This is a genomic window from Pandoraea norimbergensis (assembly GCF_001465545.3).
GTDB classification, from domain to species: Bacteria; Pseudomonadota; Gammaproteobacteria; order Burkholderiales; family Burkholderiaceae; genus Pandoraea; species Pandoraea norimbergensis.
Genome location: NZ_CP013480.3, coordinates 591681 through 609700, shown reverse-complemented (window position 1 = coordinate 609700; position 18020 = coordinate 591681). Strand labels below are relative to the sequence as shown.

19 protein-coding genes are annotated in these 18020 nt (G+C 63.1%); 5 read left to right on the top strand and 14 right to left on the bottom strand.

The genetic code is table 11. The features are described 5' to 3' along the window. Nucleotides 1-98: 98 nt before the first annotated feature. From AT302_RS02730 to AT302_RS02710, 5 genes are all read right to left on the bottom strand, one after another. Nucleotides 99-1106 (bottom strand): diiron oxygenase, encoded by a 1008-nt coding sequence (locus AT302_RS02730; protein ID WP_084655991.1) that lies wholly within the window; start codon nt 1104-1106, stop codon nt 99-101. Further along, complete coding sequence (locus tag AT302_RS02725; protein WP_084655990.1) at nt 1099-2601, bottom strand: adenylosuccinate synthetase; 1503 nt, start codon at nt 2599-2601, stop codon at nt 1099-1101. Before AT302_RS02725 ends, AT302_RS02730 begins: the two co-directional genes overlap by 8 nt. Next, nucleotides 2598-3641, bottom strand: coding sequence for a 2,3-diaminopropionate biosynthesis protein SbnB (sbnB, locus tag AT302_RS02720; RefSeq protein WP_058377104.1), 1044 nt, complete (start codon nt 3639-3641; stop codon nt 2598-2600). Before sbnB ends, AT302_RS02725 begins: the two co-directional genes overlap by 4 nt. Continuing rightward, complete coding sequence (sbnA, locus tag AT302_RS02715) at nt 3638-4690, bottom strand: 2,3-diaminopropionate biosynthesis protein SbnA (protein ID WP_157125666.1); 1053 nt, start codon at nt 4688-4690, stop codon at nt 3638-3640. Before sbnA ends, sbnB begins: the two co-directional genes overlap by 4 nt. Before the next feature lie 189 nt (nt 4691-4879). Beyond that, on the bottom strand, nt 4880-5791 hold the full coding sequence (locus AT302_RS02710; protein ID WP_058377103.1) for a methyltransferase domain-containing protein: 912 nt from the start codon (nt 5789-5791) through the stop codon (nt 4880-4882). 534 nt (nt 5792-6325) lie between these two features. Here AT302_RS02710 and AT302_RS02705 point away from each other — a divergent pair. Beyond that, on the top strand, nt 6326-6772 hold the full coding sequence (locus AT302_RS02705) for a ComF family protein (protein WP_058377102.1): 447 nt from the start codon (nt 6326-6328) through the stop codon (nt 6770-6772). Between the two features lie 26 nt (nt 6773-6798). Continuing rightward, nucleotides 6799-7269: a tRNA (uridine(34)/cytosine(34)/5-carboxymethylaminomethyluridine(34)-2'-O)-methyltransferase TrmL gene (gene trmL / locus AT302_RS02700; RefSeq protein WP_058377101.1), complete on the top strand. Its 471-nt coding sequence runs from the start codon at nt 6799-6801 to the stop codon at nt 7267-7269. On the opposite strand, the gene AT302_RS02695 is transcribed toward trmL, so the two are convergent. From AT302_RS02695 to AT302_RS02675, 5 genes are all read right to left on the bottom strand, one after another. After that, the gene (locus AT302_RS02695; RefSeq protein ID WP_058377100.1) at nt 7251-7808 is read right to left on the bottom strand and encodes an O-acetyl-ADP-ribose deacetylase; all 558 of its coding nucleotides are present in this window, start codon (nt 7806-7808) and stop codon (nt 7251-7253) included. The genes trmL and AT302_RS02695 overlap by 19 nt on opposite strands. A 90-nt stretch (nt 7809-7898) precedes the next feature. Continuing rightward, nucleotides 7899-8909 (bottom strand): NAD(P)H-dependent glycerol-3-phosphate dehydrogenase, encoded by a 1011-nt coding sequence (locus AT302_RS02690; protein ID WP_058377099.1) that lies wholly within the window; start codon nt 8907-8909, stop codon nt 7899-7901. 80 nt (nt 8910-8989) lie between these two features. Then, on the bottom strand, nt 8990-9496 hold the full coding sequence (gene secB / locus AT302_RS02685; RefSeq protein ID WP_058377098.1) for a protein-export chaperone SecB: 507 nt from the start codon (nt 9494-9496) through the stop codon (nt 8990-8992). 69 nt (nt 9497-9565) lie between these two features. Continuing rightward, a complete protein-coding gene (gene grxC / locus AT302_RS02680) occupies nt 9566-9826 on the bottom strand; it encodes a glutaredoxin 3 (protein ID WP_058377097.1) in 261 nt (86 codons plus the stop codon). A 17-nt stretch (nt 9827-9843) separates the two neighbouring features. Continuing rightward, nucleotides 9844-10251 (bottom strand): rhodanese-like domain-containing protein, encoded by a 408-nt coding sequence (locus tag AT302_RS02675; RefSeq protein ID WP_058377096.1) that lies wholly within the window; start codon nt 10249-10251, stop codon nt 9844-9846. Between the two features lie 233 nt (nt 10252-10484). On the opposite strand from AT302_RS02675, the gene gpmA reads away from it, so the two are divergent. The 3 genes from gpmA (at nt 10485) to AT302_RS02660 (ending at nt 14202) form a co-directional block, all read left to right on the top strand. Further along, complete coding sequence (gene gpmA, locus AT302_RS02670; RefSeq protein ID WP_058377095.1) at nt 10485-11231, top strand: 2,3-diphosphoglycerate-dependent phosphoglycerate mutase; 747 nt, start codon at nt 10485-10487, stop codon at nt 11229-11231. Nucleotides 11232-11749: 518 nt separating this feature from the next. Next, nucleotides 11750-13312 carry a S41 family peptidase gene (locus AT302_RS02665; RefSeq protein WP_058380047.1) on the top strand — a complete coding sequence of 521 codons (1563 nt, stop codon included), beginning with the start codon at nt 11750-11752 and terminating at the stop codon, nt 13310-13312. Between the two features lie 137 nt (nt 13313-13449). Beyond that, on the top strand, nt 13450-14202 hold the full coding sequence (locus tag AT302_RS02660; RefSeq protein ID WP_058377094.1) for a HesA/MoeB/ThiF family protein: 753 nt from the start codon (nt 13450-13452) through the stop codon (nt 14200-14202). A 114-nt stretch (nt 14203-14316) separates the two neighbouring features. On the opposite strand, the gene ptsP is transcribed toward AT302_RS02660, so the two are convergent. From ptsP to gshB, 4 genes are all read right to left on the bottom strand, one after another. Next, nucleotides 14317-16053, bottom strand: a complete 1737-nt coding sequence (gene ptsP / locus AT302_RS02655; protein ID WP_058377093.1) for a phosphoenolpyruvate--protein phosphotransferase — start codon at nt 16051-16053, stop codon at nt 14317-14319. A gap of 146 nt (nt 16054-16199) precedes the next feature. Next, entirely contained in the window at nt 16200-16469 is a 270-nt protein-coding gene (locus tag AT302_RS02650; protein ID WP_058377092.1) for an HPr family phosphocarrier protein, read from the bottom strand. Between the two features lie 3 nt (nt 16470-16472). Further along, nucleotides 16473-16886, bottom strand: a complete 414-nt coding sequence (locus AT302_RS02645; protein ID WP_058377091.1) for a PTS sugar transporter subunit IIA — start codon at nt 16884-16886, stop codon at nt 16473-16475. Between the two features lie 180 nt (nt 16887-17066). Then, nucleotides 17067-18005 carry a glutathione synthase gene (gene gshB / locus AT302_RS02640; protein WP_058377090.1) on the bottom strand — a complete coding sequence of 313 codons (939 nt, stop codon included), beginning with the start codon at nt 18003-18005 and terminating at the stop codon, nt 17067-17069. Nucleotides 18006-18020 lie beyond the last annotated feature (15 nt).

Here is an 18020-nt window from a genome sequence, read left to right as displayed (position 1 = left end):
CGCCGTCATTGCGGCGCAACGCTGCCGTTCATTTGCCGCCTTTCGTGCGGACTCGCACGCGTCGCGGATGGGGTGCTATCGGAGGAGCGGTGAGTGACTCAAGGTAGTCGCCACCGGCTTGCGCGCCGGGCAAACGTTTCAGCGCACGACAGGCCGAGTCGCTCGAAGAGACGGCGAGGTACGAGCGCCGCTTCCATCATCTGCACGCCGATTTCCAACGGATCCACACTCTCGCGAATCACCCGGTCAGCAACGGCTTCCTCAAGACCGACAGCGCACAGATGGTCTCGCCACGTCGGTAACTCCGGCGCGAGAAACGCCATCATCAATTCAGGAATCAGCGTGTCGAGACATTCGCGCTCTGCGCAGGACAACATCGGCACCCACTCGCTGACGAATCGCACAAACGCTGCCTGATGCCGCATTTCGTCGGACGCATGGTCGGCCAGCAGGACACGGACCGGCGGATAGACATCGTCCGACGCGCCCGCGCGTCGCAACGTGCCGGTAATCAGCGTTTCTGTGACCGATGCCGCCGCCATGATGGCCAGACCTCGGTAAGCCTGCGGCACGGTCTCGCACAGTGACAGCACGCGAATGACAGCGAGCGATGGCCCTTGCGACAGCACATGCCCGGACTGCCTAAGCACATCACGCCGGAACCGTTCCATCATCCAGGTGTGGAATCCTTCGTCGGTGTAGATCGCCAGCAGATCCTCCCGATTCACCGACGCGATCCCGGGCACGTCGAGCATGAATTCGACGGCGCGATTGACGATGTGTAGTTCGACACGCTCCGTCTTGTTCAGATAATCCGCCAGACGCAACGCACTCAACTGCTGCCGCACCGACTGCCCCAGTTCGCAAACGCACGGGTGCATCGCATAGGGCATGAGCGACACATTGAAAAAGAGATGATCCGGCTGAAGCGGCGGGAACGGCACCTCACCGGGCGAGCGGCGCACGGTTGCCACCTCGTGCCAAGGCCGCGAGACACCGTCGCGCGAAACGTTGCCGTCGGCGTTGCCCACGCGTTTTTCCCTGCTCGCGTCACTCGCGTCGCGAGTCTGATTCGTGCCATCCGTCGGCGGCCCCGTCTCAGTCATGCGTTACCGCCCGAGGCACGACGGCGCAGGACGGCACCCTCGGCTTGTCCCCGTCCAGCAACAACATGCTCGCCCGCTCTGGCCCGAGTCCAACACCCGCGAGCGACGCGCCGATGTGCCGTTCGACGAAATCGATGAAGCCGCCCAACGCGGCATCCAGATGCCCCTCACGTCCGTGCGACAGCGAGCGCTCGGTCAACCCGGGATAAATCAGCACATCGGGAATTCGCTCGCTCGGCAGGACATCGCGGTGCACGCGCATCGGCACGCCCTGATATGACGACTGAAGATAGTGGGCCAGACAGTCCACCTTGTTCAGATAGACGCGGTCGACACCATGCGCCTTGACGACTTCGCGCAACTGCGCAAGGTCCAGCATGCCAATTCGGCGCGGGCGTCCGGTGCCCGTACCGTATTCACCCGTCAGCATGCGCAGCGCGGCACCGATATCGAACGGATCGTTCGAACGTAAAAGCGTATCGGGGGAAAAGTGCTCATGTTCATGCGCCACGCCAATGTGCTTTTCCGCCGCGTCCCGGCAGTACTGCGCAGAACGCTCGCCGCCTAACTCCGAGGGAAACGGGCCACGCCCGACACGGGACATGATCGCCTTCGCCACGCCAATCGTCCTGCGGTGGTACTTCGGCGACAGGTCGCCACCCACGTACGCGTACGCGGGCACCGTATGACTCGACGTCACGTACGGCTGACTGCCATCGACCACGTCGAGCAACACGGATTGCGCGCCCTCGAACAGGACACGTGCGCCCTGCGTCACGCGTCTCGTCAGCCAGCTACGATCAACTTCCACATGTGGACGCAATTTCGTCATGACGGCGGGCAGGCGCAGCAGCAGATCCGACATTTCGGCAACCCACGGTGACGTGCCACCCTCCGCATTGATCATGCCCGTCAGCACCCGGCGCATCGCCGCCACCGTCTCGGTCTCGTTGTCCAGCAGATCGCAGAGCATGAAGTTGACCCGTGCGTCATTGCGAACGCGTAGCGCACGGTCCGCATAGCAAGGCCCGATGCCGTTGCCAGTGGTGCCGATGGTCGCGCTGCCGCGTCGATCGAGCGCAATGTGATGCGGCTGCACGACAGCGGCGCGTGCACTGATATGCAAGCGGCCATCGAGATCGACGCCCATCTCGCGCAACTGCTCGATCTCGTCGGCCAGCTTCCATGGATTGAGTGCGCACCCCGAGCCGATGTACAACACCGCATGCGGGTGAAACACACCCGACGGCAATTGTTTGAGGGCGATGCGACCCAGCGGGGTATCGATGGTGTGTCCCGCATTGGCGCCGCCATTGAAGCGGGCGATCACGTCGTACCCGGGAGCGAGCACGTCGATAATCTTCGCCTTGCCTTCGTCTCCGTATTGCAGACCGACGAGTACATCGGCATACCCGATAGCATCGATAGCATTGGTGGAGTCAGAGGAGCCGGCGGACGTCGTAGAGGAAGACGGGGAACAGAAAGCAGATGTCATGCGCGTTGCATATCGTAGAAAAAACGGAGAATCGGGGCTTGCTGCGCCGCCAGACGGTCGTAGACCCAGCGGCCGACGGCGATGTCGAGAATGCCCATGCCGAACGGCGAAAACACGATGGGACGATCGCGTACCGGAACATCGCCGCCGCTAAGTACATGGGGAAGCGATGTCGTGACGAAGCGGCGATGTCCGGTGGCCGTCTCGGCGCGGTGCAATGACGTCATCGCCCGCAGGCAATGCTCGATATCGTCCACAACGTTGTGGGCTTCGAGAATCACTGCCGGTGCGAGATCGCGCAGCGATAGATGCAACACCACCGGGCAATGGGAAAACCAATCCGGGTTGTCGACGTAAGGGACGGAGGCCGTGGTCGTAAACACCACGACGTCCGCCTGTCGGATGGCCTGCTCGAGCGAGGCGGACGTCTCAACTTCGTATCCAAGTTGCGACTGGATGCGTCCCGCCAGCAGTGCCGCGTACGTGTCGTTCAAGTCATGCAGGATTACCCGTTCAATCGGTACCGCCGCCAGCGGCAGACCATCGGCAACATGTCGTGCGATGAGTCCGGTACCGACAAACGCGACGCGCACGGCGCGCGACGTCGTTGGCTCACGCCCGACAAGACACCGCAGGGCGCTTATCGCACTAGCCGCTGTACGCGCGGCACTGATGATGCTTGCCTCCATGCAGGCCATCGGATAGCCCGTGACGGGATCGTTCAGAATCAGCACGGCCGACGCACGCGGCATGCCGTGCGTGATGTTCTCGGGAAAACTCGAAATCCATTTGATGCCGGTGATGCTGTTGCCAACATCGCCAGCGTCGGCCTCGATGTGCGCCGGCAGCGCGATGATGCGATTTGACCGACCGTCGGGAAAGCGCAGGAATTGACTCTCCGGGTTGACGGTGCGGCCGGCATGATGCGCGCGATAGGCGTCTTCGACGGTATCGAGCACCGCACGCCGCCCCTCACGAACCACGGCGTGAACCTGCTCTCCTGAGAACACGCGGAATTGGGGATCGGGTATCGCGTTCATGGCAACGCCGGACAAACCGTCTGGATGGCGTGGGACACCGACAATCCGGTGCCAGTCATTTGCGGGAAGCAACGCTGTATCCAGTCCGCGTCGTAGACGCCGTCCAGATACTTGTCGCCCATATCGGGCGCAATGGCGACGACCGTGTCATTGGCATCGATGCGGGCGGCTTCTCGTTGCACCGCGCACAGCACGCTGCCTGTCGAGCCGCCTGCAAAGTAGCCGCGACGCGCCAACGCGTGGCACATGCGGACCGTGTCAATCTCTGGGACATGCACCACGGCGTCGGGCAGCGATGGGTCGCAGAGCTCGGGGCGACGACTGGTGCCCAGGCCGGGAATGTGACGTCGCCCCGGCGCTTCACCGAACGTGACAGACCCGACAGTGTCGACAGCGATCACGCGCGTCTTGGGATGATTTGCCCGCACGTATCGGAGGCATCCCATCAACGTCCCGGTCGTGCCGGCGCCAATGAACAAGTGATCGACTGTCTTGAAGGCGGTGAAAATTTCCGGTGCCGTCCAGCGGTAATGCGCACGCCAGTTGCTCGGATTCGCGTATTGGTTGACCCAGAGCCATCGATCGTCGCCTGCCACTTGTTCGCGAATCCAGGCGATGCGCGTTGCGAGAAATCCGCCTTGGGCATCACGCCGGTCAACGCGTACGACGCGCGCGCCCAGCGCTTGCATGGTGCGTACGGCGTGCTGTGAGGTGTTGGGATCCGTCACGCACGTGAAGCGATAGCCTCGATTGGCGCAGACCATCGCCAGCGCCACGCCCAGATTGCCCGACGACGATTCAATCAGCTGCGTGTCGTCGCGAATGCGGCCCTTCGCCTCGAGATCTTCGATCAGTTGTAGCGCTGGCTTGAGCTTGATCGACCCCGCCGCGTTGAGTCCCTCCAGCTTGAGGCGAACCGTCGCGGCGCACAGGCCGTGGATGTCGGTGAATACCGGTGTGGCGGGTCGCAGGAACGCATCGGCCACGCGCAGCGCCGCCGTCTCGTTTGCCATCTGGCCCGACAGGGTTTCGTGCGGATGCCCCACCATGCCTCTCCTGAAGTCTTGCCCGAAGGCAACGGGATGGCGAGGCAGATCGAAATGCGAGAAACCTTTCGCTCATGCACGCCGTGAAGCGTCATTTAAGCGAATGGCATCGACGCCGAACACCTGCATGCTCATGTAGGACGCAGGGTGCGGCGTATTAAAAGGAAGGGCGAGGCGGGGAAAAGAAGCGGGTCAGCGCGGACGGCCGCCGCGTCCAATGTCTTGCAGACGGATCACGGCATTGCCGGCAGCGTCCGTCTTTTCAGGCACCTTCCACGCGTGCCCGTAGACGAGTTCGAACGTCAGCGAAATCGTGCCATCACTCCCGCGCTGACGCTCCAGCGCGGCGCGCAGTGCGGCGATCCGGGCACGTCCGGTCAGGCCGCCACGACGCTCCGGCAACGGATTGACGCCCAGCAACCGGACGTCACGCAACAAGGTATCCGGCGTCTCGAACGTGAGCGTGAGCCGCTCCATGTCGGTCACGGGCGTATCGAAGCCGCTCGCGACCATCATGTCGCCCAGATCATGCATGTCGGTCGGCTCAAGTCCGTGCGGCACATCGTCGACCTCGGCCCACGCCGCCCGCAATTCACGGAGCGTGTCGGGGCCGTACGCGGAGAACATCAACAGGCCATCGGTACTCAACACACGGTGCCATTCGGGAATCACGCGATGCGGCTCGCGATACCAGTGCAGCGCAAGGTTGGACCAGACGAGGTCGAAGGCACGCGGCGCGAACGGCAGCGCGGAGAAATCGGCCTGCACCACGCCATAGGGCGGGCTGCTGCGCAGCAAACGGCGCCAGCCGGTCGTCGCGCCCGCCGCCGCCGCTGCGCTGACCATACCGTACGACGCGTCGAGGCCGACGCGGTAGGCATCCGGATAACGCTCGCCAAAGGCCAGCAGGTCGCCGCCCGTGCCGCAACCGATGTCCAGCACGCGTTTCGGTTTCAGCTTGATGTAGTCGAGCCGGCTCGCGAGGCGCGAGGCGACTTCTCGCATCAGGAAATCGGCGTCGGCCCATTTCGTTGCGCGACGGTCGAACGCGGTCCGCAAAAAGCGGGCAGAAAACGGGGACGGGGGGGCGGCGGCAGGCTTCATGGGACGGGCAAAAAGGCGAGTCGGCAGTATACTCGCAGCTGTCCGACTGCATCGGGCAGCGCCGTGCGGCGCCCTTTCACCCGAATTTCACTGCCGTCCTATTGCCTTTGTTTTTGCACGCCCGACAGCGAATCTGCCGGTTGTTGCTCAACATCGGCTTCTGCCACGTCATCGTCCGATACCGCCTTGCCGATCCTCCGCGACACCCTTCCCACGCTTGGCCGCCTCGCACAAAGGCTGCTGGGGGTCGCCCTGCCCGACCACTGCGCAGTTTGTCAGGCGCGGGCACCGCGGCAGCTCTGTGCGCGATGTGCCATGGCGTTCGACGTGGACCGGACGCAGGCACCGGCTCGCTGCACGCGGTGTGCAGTGGCGATGCCGCCGACACTGGCGCAAGACGGTGGCAGCTTACCCCCGGATGGTGCGACAATTTGCCGCACCTCCCGAGTGATTTGTGGCACCTGTCTGCGGCGTCCACCCGCCTTTGACGCCGCAATTGCCCTTGCAGATTACGTAGCGCCGCTCGATGCGCTCATGATTCGTCTGAAATACCATGGCGCGCTGCCACTGGCGCGCGAATTCGGCGAACGCCTTGGTGACGCCGTGTTGTCGCGCTGTGATGCGCAGACATTGCTGGTGCCCGTGCCATTGGCGCACGCGCGACTTGCCGCTCGCGGCTTCAACCAAGCTTGGGAACTCGCGCGCGTTGCGGCCCGGCAGGTGCAACGTCCCGCCAGCGCCCGATGGCTCAGGCGCGAACGCACGACCACGGCGCAACGCGGCCTCACGCGCGACGCCCGGCAACGTAACTTGCGCGATGCCTTTGTGGCGAGCGACCGGGTACAAGGACATCGCGTCGTTCTGATCGACGATGTGATGACCACAGGCGCGACTTGCCATGCTGCCGCCCAAGCCCTGAAACGCGCTGGTGCAACCTACGTACTCGCTGCCGTGGTCCTGCGTACACCGGCGTCCGAATAACCTTGCCCCCTGACTGCTCCTCGACCATGTTCAACGTCGTTCTCGTTTCGCCGGAAATTCCACCGAATACCGGCAATGTCATTCGCCTCTGCGCCAATACCGGCGCACGTCTGCACCTGATCGAACCCCTCGGCTTTCCGCTTGACGATGCGCGCATGCGCCGCGCCGGCCTCGACTATCACGAGTACGCCGCCATGAAGGTGCACAGCAATTGGGAGAGTTTTGTGAGTACCGAGACGCCGGACCCGGCGCGGATGTTTGCGCTGACCACGCGTGGCTCGCGCCCCTTCGGCGAACTGTCGTTCGCACCGGGCGACTGGTTCATCTTCGGCTCCGAGACACGCGGCCTCGCGCCGGAATTGCTCGACACTTTCGCGGCCACACAGCGTGTGCGCCTGCCGATGCGCCCTGACAACCGCAGCCTGAACCTGTCGAATACTGTCGCGGTCGTGGTCTTCGAGGCGTGGCGTCAGCAGGGTTACGCAGGCGGGTCCTGACTGCCCCGGCCGCTGGCTTCATCCAGCGCATCCAGTTCGTCGCGATACCGTTGCAGCATCGCAGTGTCGAAGCAGACGAACTCCACCCGCTGGATCGTGGGGAAATGCGGCAAGGCGTCACGCACCGCGAAGACCGCCAGCGGCACAGCCAACTCCGCCGGGTAACCGTAGACACCGCAACTGATCGCCGGAAACGCCACACTCGTGCAGCCGCTCTCCGCCGCCAGACGCAGGCTCTCGCGATAGCAGCTCGCGAGCAGCGCGGGCTCGTCGCGCGCGCCACCGTGCCAGACCGGCCCAACCGTGTGAATCACGAACTTCGCCGGTAAGCGAAAGCCGGGGGTGAGCTTCGCCTGACCGGTCGCGCATCCACGCAGCTTACGGCAGGCTTCGAGGAGTTCCGGGCCGGCCGCACGATGAATCGCACCGTCGACACCGCCACCGCCCAGCAGCGATTCGTTCGCTGCGTTGACGATGGCGTCGACCGGATACTGTGTGATGTCGCCTTGAGAGGCGTTCAGACGAGCAACTTGCGACATGGGCAGAACTCCCTTGTAGCTAGGTCGGCAGCGGTCAGCCTTGCAGGATTACAGCGTTACAACGATGCAGCGAGACAACGCGATACACCATTAAGCGTCGTCTTCCCGCTCGGCGCGCGCATCGCGACGCAGCAGCGCTTCGACAGCGGCCCGGGCGGGCAACCCGTCGAACAGCATCGCGCAAACCGCATCGGTAATCGGCATGCTCACACCGTGAGCTCGCGCGAGGTCACGCACGGCACGTGCGCAGCGTACCCCTTCAGCGACATGCCCCAGCGACGCGAGCACGTCATCGAGTGACTTGCCCGACGCGAGTTGCAGACCGACCGTACGGTTACGCGACAGATCGCCAGTCGCCGTCAGAATCAGATCGCCCATGCCTGCAAGGCCCATGAACGTCTCGGGCTTGCCGCCCAACGCCACACCCAACCGGGTCATCTCGGCGAGCCCGCGCGTCACCAGTGCGGCGCGTGCGTTCAGTCCCAGGCCAAGCCCGTCGCCGACACCCGTCGCAATCGCGAGTACGTTCTTCACGGCGCCACCGACTTCAACGCCGATGACGTCGTCGCTCGAATAAATACGAAGCGCGCCGAAATGGCACGCGTCGATGGTCAATTCACACAACGACGGCACGGTGCTCGCGATGGTCAGCGCAGCCGGCAACCCCTGCGCGACTTCGCGCGCAAAACTCGGGCCGGACAACGAACCACCGGCAACGCCGGGGAATACGTCAGAGACGATCTGATGCGGCAACAGCCCCGTATCGGACTCGAAGCCCTTGCACAACCAGATCAGATGTTCCGGCGGATGTGCGGCCGCAGCCAGATGACCGGCCAACGCGCGCAATCCCGCAACAGGAACGGCGGCAACGCACAGTGCCCGTTCGCCCGTACCGTGCGCGAGCGTGTTCGCAAAATCGGCATCGAAGCGCAAACGCGGCGACAGCGCGGCACCCGGGAGATAAGTGGAATTTTCGTGAGAGGCGCTCAGTTGCTTCACGAGCGCCGCGTCGCGCGCCCAGAGAACAACGTCATGGCGTGCTGCCATGTGACTCGCCATTGCGGTGCCCCAGGCACCTGCACCGAATACGGCAATTTTCATGAGGGGGACCTCGACGCAATGGCTTGGCTCACGCAGCTAAGCGCCCTGCTGGCCATCGCGTCGATCAAGCGCGAGAGCGCTTAGTGAGTCTTGGCGGACGAGCCGTCGGGCATCACGATGCCCGGGGCCGGCGTCTCGCCGTTGGCCGCTTGCTGCTCAGCCAGTTGTGCCAGACGTTGTTCGTACAGCGCCTGGAAGTTGATTTCGGCCAGATGGATCGGCTGGAAACCGGCACGGCTGATGGCATCGGCCACGTTTGCACGCAGGTACGGGTACACGATCGTCGGGCAGGCGATGCCGATGAGCGGATCGAGTTGTTCGACCGGCACGTTACGGATTTCGAAAATGCCGGCTTGCTTGCCTTCAACCAGGAACGCGACCTTGTCCTTGATCTTTGCCGTCACGGTGGCGATCACGGCCACTTCGAAGATTTCATCGGCCAGACGCTCGGCGGCGACGTCCACTTGCACTTCGACCGTCGGCATTTCCTGTTCAAGGAAGATCGCGGGCGAGTTCGGCTGCTCAAGCGACAGATCTTTCAGGTAGGCGCGCTGGATGCTGAAAAACGGCTGATTCTGGTCGGACATTTCTTTTCCTTGGGATAAAACAGCCGCGCAAAGGCGCGGCTGGGCGGACTGACTATTTTGCAGGTGGTATCAGGCGGCTTGCAAGAGCGGCGCGAGGCCACCGGCACGATCGAGTGCCGACAGATCGTCATAGCCCCCGACGTGGCGATCATCGATGTAGATCTGCGGCACCGTGCGACGGCCCGTGCGCGTCATCATTTCTTCGCGGCGCGCGGGGTCCTTGTCGATCAGAACCTTCTCGATTTCCTGAACACCACGCTGGCGCAGCAGGCGCTCGGCCATCTGGCAATACGGGCACACTTGCGTGCTGTACATCACGATCTTCGGCATGACTGGCAACTCCTCGATTACTTTACGACCGGCAAGCCGGCTTCCTGCCAAGCGGCAAGACCGCCCTGGAGGCTGAACGACTCGGCATAGCCGAGATTGCGCAGCAACGTCTGGGCGCGCGCCGAGCGTTGACCGCTCTTGCACACGATAAGTACCGGTGCTGCCTTATTCTTGATGACTTGCCCGACTTTTTGTTCCACGTCGTCGAGCGGCACGTTGCGCGCGGACGGCAAGTGGCCGCCGGCGAATTCCTCTATCGAGCGCACGTCCAGAACCACGGCGCCCTTGCGGTTGATGAGCTGCGTCGCTTCGATCGTGGACAGACCGCGACCGCCGCGCTTGAAAACCGGCCATGCCAGCATGCCGCCCGAAACGAGGGCAATGGCGATCAGCGCGAGGTTGGTGTAATCGGCAAAGAACTTCACAAGCCACCTGAAAAAGATCAAAAGAATCCGATCATTATAAAATATTCCGAGATTGCGCCGACGGGTCGCGTTGCCAATCGTTGCGCCGGACCTCGGCGGCGGCTTTTCCGCCCCCTCGATCGTCCCCGGTCCGCTGCTGCTACGCCCATACTGGGCGGTGCTGCGCGGGGTGCCACGAACCGCTTTCGCGCCTCCCGGCTGCCCCCGCTTTCCAACTCTGACTGAAGCTGCTCATGTACAAGCTCGTTCTCATCCGCCACGGCGAATCGACGTGGAACAAGGAAAATCGCTTCACCGGCTGGGTCGACGTCGACCTGACCGAAAAGGGCGTTGCCGAAGCCAGCCAGGCAGGCAAATTGCTCGCCGAAGCCGGTTTCGCGTTCGATCTGGCCTACACCTCGGTGCTCAAGCGCGCCATTCGCACGCTCTGGCACGTGCAGGATGCCATGGACCAGATGTGGATTCCCGTCGTTCACACCTGGCGCCTAAACGAGCGTCACTACGGTGCGCTGGCCGGCCTGAACAAAGCCGAAACCGCCGCAAAGTACGGTGACGATCAAGTGCACGTCTGGCGCCGCAGCTACGATACACCGCCGCCCCCGCTCGCCGCCGACGACGACCGCAGCTCGTACAACGACCCGCGTTACGCCAAGCTCAAGCGCGAAGAGATTCCGCTCACCGAGTGCCTGAAGGACACCGTCGCTCGCGTTCTCCCGCTGTGGAACGAATCGATTGCCCCGGCGGTGCGTGCTGGCAAGCAAGTACTCGTCGCCGCACACGGGAACTCGCTGCGCGCGCTCATCAAGCATCTGGACAACATTTCGGACGACGACATCGCCGGCCTGAACATCCCGAACGGCACGCCGCTCGTGTATGAACTGGACGCCGATCTCAAGCCGATTCGCCACTACTACCTGGGCGATCAGGACAAGATCGCCGGTGCACTGGCGGCTGTCGCCGCGCAGGGCAAGTCGAAGTAAATCGCTGGAAATCGCCGCAAAACCCACGGCACTCCGCACGGCACTCGCAGTGCGCGCCGTTCAGGACGGGCCGTCGCGACACCTCGGTGTTCCGATGGCCCGTTTGCCATTCACGCCGCAACGCAGATGCCCTTGGCTCGCCGTTGATCCGTCATTGCCCTGCCACCATCGCGACATTCCCACGCCATTCGTGCGTCATACGCACTGCGCACAAACCCGTAGCGGTAATACGGTGTAACACGTCCATATGACCGTTTGCCCTGCATTTGCCGGCATGGCGCAGCCACGCCACCCGGGCCGTTTGGCGCATCCTGCCTGCCATTGCAACGCATTATCGGGCCACACTTCATGGAAAATTCACGCAAAGGACGCATTGACTGGAACTTTTCTGAGAACCTCTCCGGAAAACTCCCTGTCGAATGGGCAATGTCCGCCCTGCGGGCAAACGGTTATACTTCGCCAAAGTGCGCGCGCCCATTGGCGGGCGCCCCGAAAAAATCCGGAATTTCCACGCCTATATGCGCCAAACCCTCAAACACATCGGCCTGATCGTGCTGGGCCTCGCGACCGGTGCGGCTGCCACCCTCGCGTTTTCGCAGGCGTCCGCACAGAGCGCTACCACACCGTTACCGCTCGAGCAGCTCCGACTGCTGGCCGAAGTGTTCGGTCAGATCAAGCGTGAGTACGTCCAGCCGGTCGACGACAAGAAGCTGCTGACCGCAGCCATCAAGGGTATGGTGTCGAGCCTCGACCCGCACTCGTCGTATCTCGACAAGGAAGAATACAAAGAGCTGCAAGAGCAGACGCGTGGCCGCTTCGCAGGTCTCGGCATCGAGATCTCGCAGGAAGACGGCCTCGTGAAGGTGATCACCCCGATCGAAGACAGCCCGGCATTCAAGGCCGGCCTCAAGCCCGGCGACCTGATCACCCGCATTGACGACAAGCCGGTACGCGGCATGACGCTCGACCAGGCGGTCAAGCGCATGCGTGGCGCCCCGGGCAGCAAGGTCACGCTGACCATCTACCGCAAGTCCGACGAACGCACCTTCCCGGTGTCGATCGTGCGCGCCGAAATTCGCGTGCAGAGCGTCAAAGGCAAGCTGCTGGAGCCGGGTATCGCCTACGTGCGCATCACCAGCTTCCAGGAACGCACGGTGCCGGACCTGGCCAAGAAGCTGCAAGAACTGTCGAAGGATCAACCGGTCAAGGGCCTGATTCTCGATCTGCGTAACAACGGCGGCGGCATTCTCCAGTCCGCAGTTGGCGTGTCGGCAGCGTTCCTGCAAAACGGCGCAACCGTCGTGACGACCAACGGTCAGATCGAAGACGCGAAGCAGAAGTACACGGCAACGTTCGACAACTATCGCCTCTCGGCCAGCCCGGACGATCCGCTCAAGGGCGAAGCCCCGATCTGGAAGACGGTGCCGATGGTGGTGCTGGTGAACGCCTACTCGGCGTCGGCCTCGGAAATCGTGGCAGGTGCACTGCAAGACTCGAAGCGTGCGCTGATCATGGGCAAGACGACGTTCGGCAAGGGTTCGGTGCAAACGGTGCGTCAGCTTTCGCCGGATACGGCACTGCGTCTGACCACGGCGTACTACTACACGCCGAGCGGCCGCTCGATCCAGTCGATCGGTATCAAGCCGGACGTGCCGGTCGATCAGAATCCGAAGGGTGACCCGGACGACGTGCTGGTAACGCGCGAAATCGATTACCAGAACCACCTGCACAACACGCAGACGCCGGACGAGCAGAAGGAAATCGACGCTCGCGAAACCCGCCGCCTGGAAGAGCTGCGCCGTCTCGAGGAAGAGAACGCCAAGAAGACGCCGGAAGAACGCAAGAAGGAAAGCCAGGAGCGTCTGCCGGATCTGGGCAGCGCCGATGACTTCATGCTCCAGCAGGCTGTGCATCAACTGAAGGGCGAACCGGTCCAGCGCACGAAGTCGCGTCTGGAAGCCAATGCCGGTCCGCTGCCGAAGGATGCCAAGGCAGCACCGGCCGCCGCCCCGGCTGCCGGCGCCAAGACCGATCCGAAGACGGATACGGTCGTGCCCGCCAAGCCGACGGACAAGAAGTAAGCATCCGCCTTACACTACGAACCGTGCCCGCGAAAGCCGGCACGGTTTTTTTATTGCCGCGCGGGCGTCATCCCGCCGCTTCGTCCACCGACGGCCGCACTCCCCCTACCGTGGCCAAAAGGCTTCTCCGTTTTGCGATGAACGACGATCAGCTGTTGCGTTACTCCCGCCATATCCTGCTCGATGAAATCGGTATCGAGGGCCAGGAGCGCCTGCTGGCCGCCCACGCGGTGATCGTGGGCGCCGGTGGTCTGGGCTCGCCTGCCGCGCTTTATCTGGCGGCCTCGGGCATCGGGCGCATTACCTTGATCGACGACGACGATGTCGATCTCACCAACCTGCAACGCCAGATCCTGCACGACACCCACAGCGTGGGTCATCCGAAGGTGATCTCGGGCCGCAATCGCATCGCTCAGATCAATCCGGGTGTGGTGGTGGACGTCGTCAACGAGCGTGTGGACGAAGTTCGCCTCACCGCGCTGGCGAAGACGGCGAGCGTGGTACTCGACGGCTCCGACAACTTCGTCACGCGCCATGCGGTCAATCGCGCGTGCGTGGCGGCCAAGGTGCCGTTGGTCTCGGGCGCCGCGCTGCGCTTCGATGGCCAGATCAGCGTGTTCGACGTGCGCAACGACACGTCACCCTGCTACGAATGCATCTTCCCCGCCGACGAGCCGTTCCCCGAGCAAGCCTGCGCCACCATGGGCGTGCTGGCGCCGCTCGTGGGCATCATCGGCAGCATGCAGGCTGCCGAGGCGATCAAGGTCATCACGGGTGTCGGTGTGCCGCTGGTGGGCCGTCTGCTGATGCTCGACAGCCGCAAGATGAGTTGGCACACGATGCACTGCGCGCGCAATCCTGAATGCAAGGTCTGCGGACAGCGTCACTGAACGGCACCTATTTTTTTGTGCCGATTCCGAGAGTTCACGCGCGAAGCTGACCGGATATAAAAAATGCGGGCACCCCGTTACCGGGGGCCCGCATTTTTTTGACGGATCGAAAAACTACGCGACCGCGAGACGCGCCAGTGCCGCCTGCATTTCCTCGGGCTCCGTTGCCGCTAACAGTTCCTGCACCGGCCGCTCGAGATCGGGCAGATGCGCGCGCAGGATCTCCTGCTTGACCTGAAGCAACTGGCTCGGATGCATCGAGAACTCGCGCAAGCCCATGCCCAGCAGCAGGCGTGTTGCCGTCGGATCGCCGGCCATCTCACCGCACACGGCGACTGGCACGCCATACGCATGTGCCTCGCGGATCGTCATGGCAATCAGGCGCAGCACGGCCGGATGCAGCGGATCGTAGAGATGGGCCACCGCGTTGTCGGCCCGGTCGATCGCCAGCGTGTACTGAATCAGATCGTTCGTGCCGATCGACAGGAAGTCGAGCCGCTTGAGGAACATCGGCACCGTGAGCGCGGCGGCGGGCACTTCGATCATCGCGCCGAGTTTCACGCCCGGATCGTAAAGCAGGCCGGCCGCATCGAGCTGTGCCTTGGCTTCGCGCACGAGTTCGAGCGTCTGGTCGATCTCTTGCGCGTGCGCGAGCATCGGGAACAGGATTCGCACCTGACCGAACGACGACGCGCGCAAAATCGCCCGCAACTGCGTGAGAAACATGCGCGGCTCGGACAAGCTCCATCGAATGGCACGCAAGCCCAGCGCCGGGTTCGACGCGGTCTCGTACGACTCGTGGCTGTCGAGCGGCTTATCGGCCCCGACGTCGATGGTGCGAATCGTGAGCGGCAGCCCCTTCATCGACTCGACCGCGCGTTTATACGCCTCGAACTGTTCCTCCTCTTCCGGCGCCTCTTCCATATTCATGAAGAGGAATTCCGTGCGGAAGAGCCCCACGCCGACGGCGCCAGCGGCCACCGCTGTCTTCGCGTCTTCCGGCAGCTCGATGTTGGCGAGCAGCTCAATGGGCGTGCCGTCGATGGTCTGTGCCGGCGAGTGCTTGAGCCGTTGCAACCGGCGGTCTTCGAGCGCGCGCTCGCTTTGCCGGTAGCTGTACTCTTCGAGCACGATGGGTGCCGGATCGACGATCACGATGCCGTGGTCGCCGTCGATGATGATGATGTCGTCCTGCTTGATCAGCAGGCTGGCCTGCGCCACGCCGACCGATGCCGGAATGCCCAGACTGCGCGCGACAATCGCCGTGTGCGAGGTCTTGCCGCCCAGGTCGGTGACAAAGCCCTTGAACGTCTGCGACTTGAACTGAAGCATGTCGGCGGGGGCGATATCGCGCGCCACGACGATCATGTCGTCGCGCGGCGTCTCGGCCACCACGTGCCGGATGCCGGGCGCCCCGGCGAGTGCCTTGAGCACACGCTCGGTCACTTGTTCGATATCGGCACGCCGTTCACGCAGATACTCGTCTTCGATGTCTTCGAAGCGGGCAACGAGCACTTCCAGTTGCGTGGTCAGTGCCCACTCGGCGTTGTAACGGCGCTCGCGCACGAGCTTGATGACGGCGTCGACGAGCAGCGTGTCGTTAAGGATCAGGGAATGGACATCGAGAAACGCCCCCATCTCGCCCGGCGCATCGTCGGGGAGTTCAGCCTTGAGGGTATCGAGTTCTTGCTGGACGCTCGCCTGCGCTTTGCGAAAGCGCGCGATTTCGTCGTCGATCTGGGACGGATCGAGCAGATAGTGCGGGACATCGAGCGTTGCGGGCGCCAGAAGATAGGCGCGGCCGATCGCGATGCCACGCGAGACGGGAATGCCGTGCAGGGTGAAAGACAAGGAAGTCTCCCCAGTTCAAAGGCGGATGATTCGATCCTCCGGGCCGGTGCGGGCCCGATTCCGGCGTTTGGATGGCGCTTGGGCTGCCCCGTTGGCGACGCGCCTGCAAAGCGCCGCCGGACTCGCCGCTGGCCATAACAACGCGCTTACTCCCCTTCGCCGAACTTGCCCGCGATGAGGGCCAGGATCTCGTCCATGGCTTGTTGTTCGTCCGTACCTTCGGTCTCGACTTCCACTTTCGAGCCAATGCCGGCCGCCAGCATCATGACGCCCATGATGCTCTTCGCGTTGATTCGCCGACCGTTCCGGGTCAGCCAGACCTCACTCTGAAATTTCGCCGCCAGTTGCGTCAGCTTTGCGGATGCCCGGGCATGCAAGCCCAATTTATTTACGATCGTCGTTTCTTGTCGAAGCATGTTTCAGTGTGACGTAGAGTGTATGGCCGGCGCACCTGCGCCGACTTCCAGAATACCTTTAGATCCGCCTGCAAGCACCTTTTCAGCCAGCGTATCGAGCGGCACCGAGCGGTAGCAAACCGACTTGATGAGCATCGACAGGTTGACCCCCGCGAGCACCCGCACCTTCGGCCCGACCAGTTGCGCCGCGATGTTCGACGGCGTAGCGCCAAACAGGTCGGTGAGCACCAGCACGCCGTTTTCTTCGTGCAGTTGCGCGAGCCGTTCGCGGGCAACGCCGAGCAGCGCCGCCGTGTCCTGATCGGGAGCAACGTCGATCGCGCCGATGCGCGCCGGACAGCCGCCGTAAATATGTGAAACACACTCGCGAAGGGCTGTCGCGAGCGGTGCGTGGGCAATGATCAGAATTCCAGCCATGATGCTAGGCACGCCGAGCGCCGGGGATGTCCGGGGTACGAACACGACGACGAACGCAGGCCTGTCGATTTTGGGACTCTCATTTTAGCAGGCGCGCAAAATCCCCGTGTTTTCATCACGTTAGGGTCTGTACCGACGTGTCACAAAGCCGTGAGCACCGGCCGCAGACCCTTGCTGGCCTTAGATCGCGAGTTCCAGCGCGTCGATGAACATCTTCGGCACGTCGAATCCAGTCTGGTCCGTGATTTCCTGGAAGCACGTCGGACTGGTGACGTTCACTTCCGTGAGGTAATCCCCGATCACGTCGAGCCCCACGAGCAGCAGGCCACGTTGCCAGAGTGTCGGCGCCAGCGTTTCGGCAATCTGACGGTCACGTGCGGAAAGATCGCGCGCTTCGCCCAGACCGCCCGCCGCCAGGTTGCCGCGGACTTCATTGCCTTGCGGAATGCGCGCCAGCGAGTGCGGCACCACTTTGCCGCCAATCACCAGAATGCGTTTGTCGCCCAGCTTGATGTCGGGGATAAAACGCTGTGCCATCACCGAGCGGGCACCGTTCTCACCCAGCATCTCGATGACAGCGCCAAGATTGCGGCCATCCGGGCCAATGCGGAACACACCCGTGCCGCCCATGCCATCGAGCGGCTTGTAGATAGCGTCGCCATGTTCCGCGTGAAAGGCACGCAGCCGTGCGGCATCGCGCGTGACCAGCGTCGGCGTGACGAACTCGCCAAACTCGGCAATTGCGAGCTTCTCCGAGTGGTCGCGAATCGCACTGGGTTTATTGAATACGCGGGCACCGGCACGCTCCGCAATTTCGAGCAGCCACGTGGAGTTGATGTACTCCATGTCGAACGGCGGGTCCTTGCGCATGATCACGGCGTCGAAAGCCGTGAGCGCGGCCACGCGCGTATCGATGGTTTCGTACCAGCGCTCAGCATCACCGGTCAGGCGAATCTCCTGCACGCGTGCGTCCACGCTGTCGCCCTGCCACGCCATTTCGTGCGGCTCGCACGCAAAAATGCGGTGCCCGCGACGCGCGGCTTCGCGCATCATCGAGAACGTGGTGTCCTTGTAGATTTTGAAGTGGTCGAGCGGGTCGGCGATAAAGAGAATCTGCATCGATCGGCGGGGGTC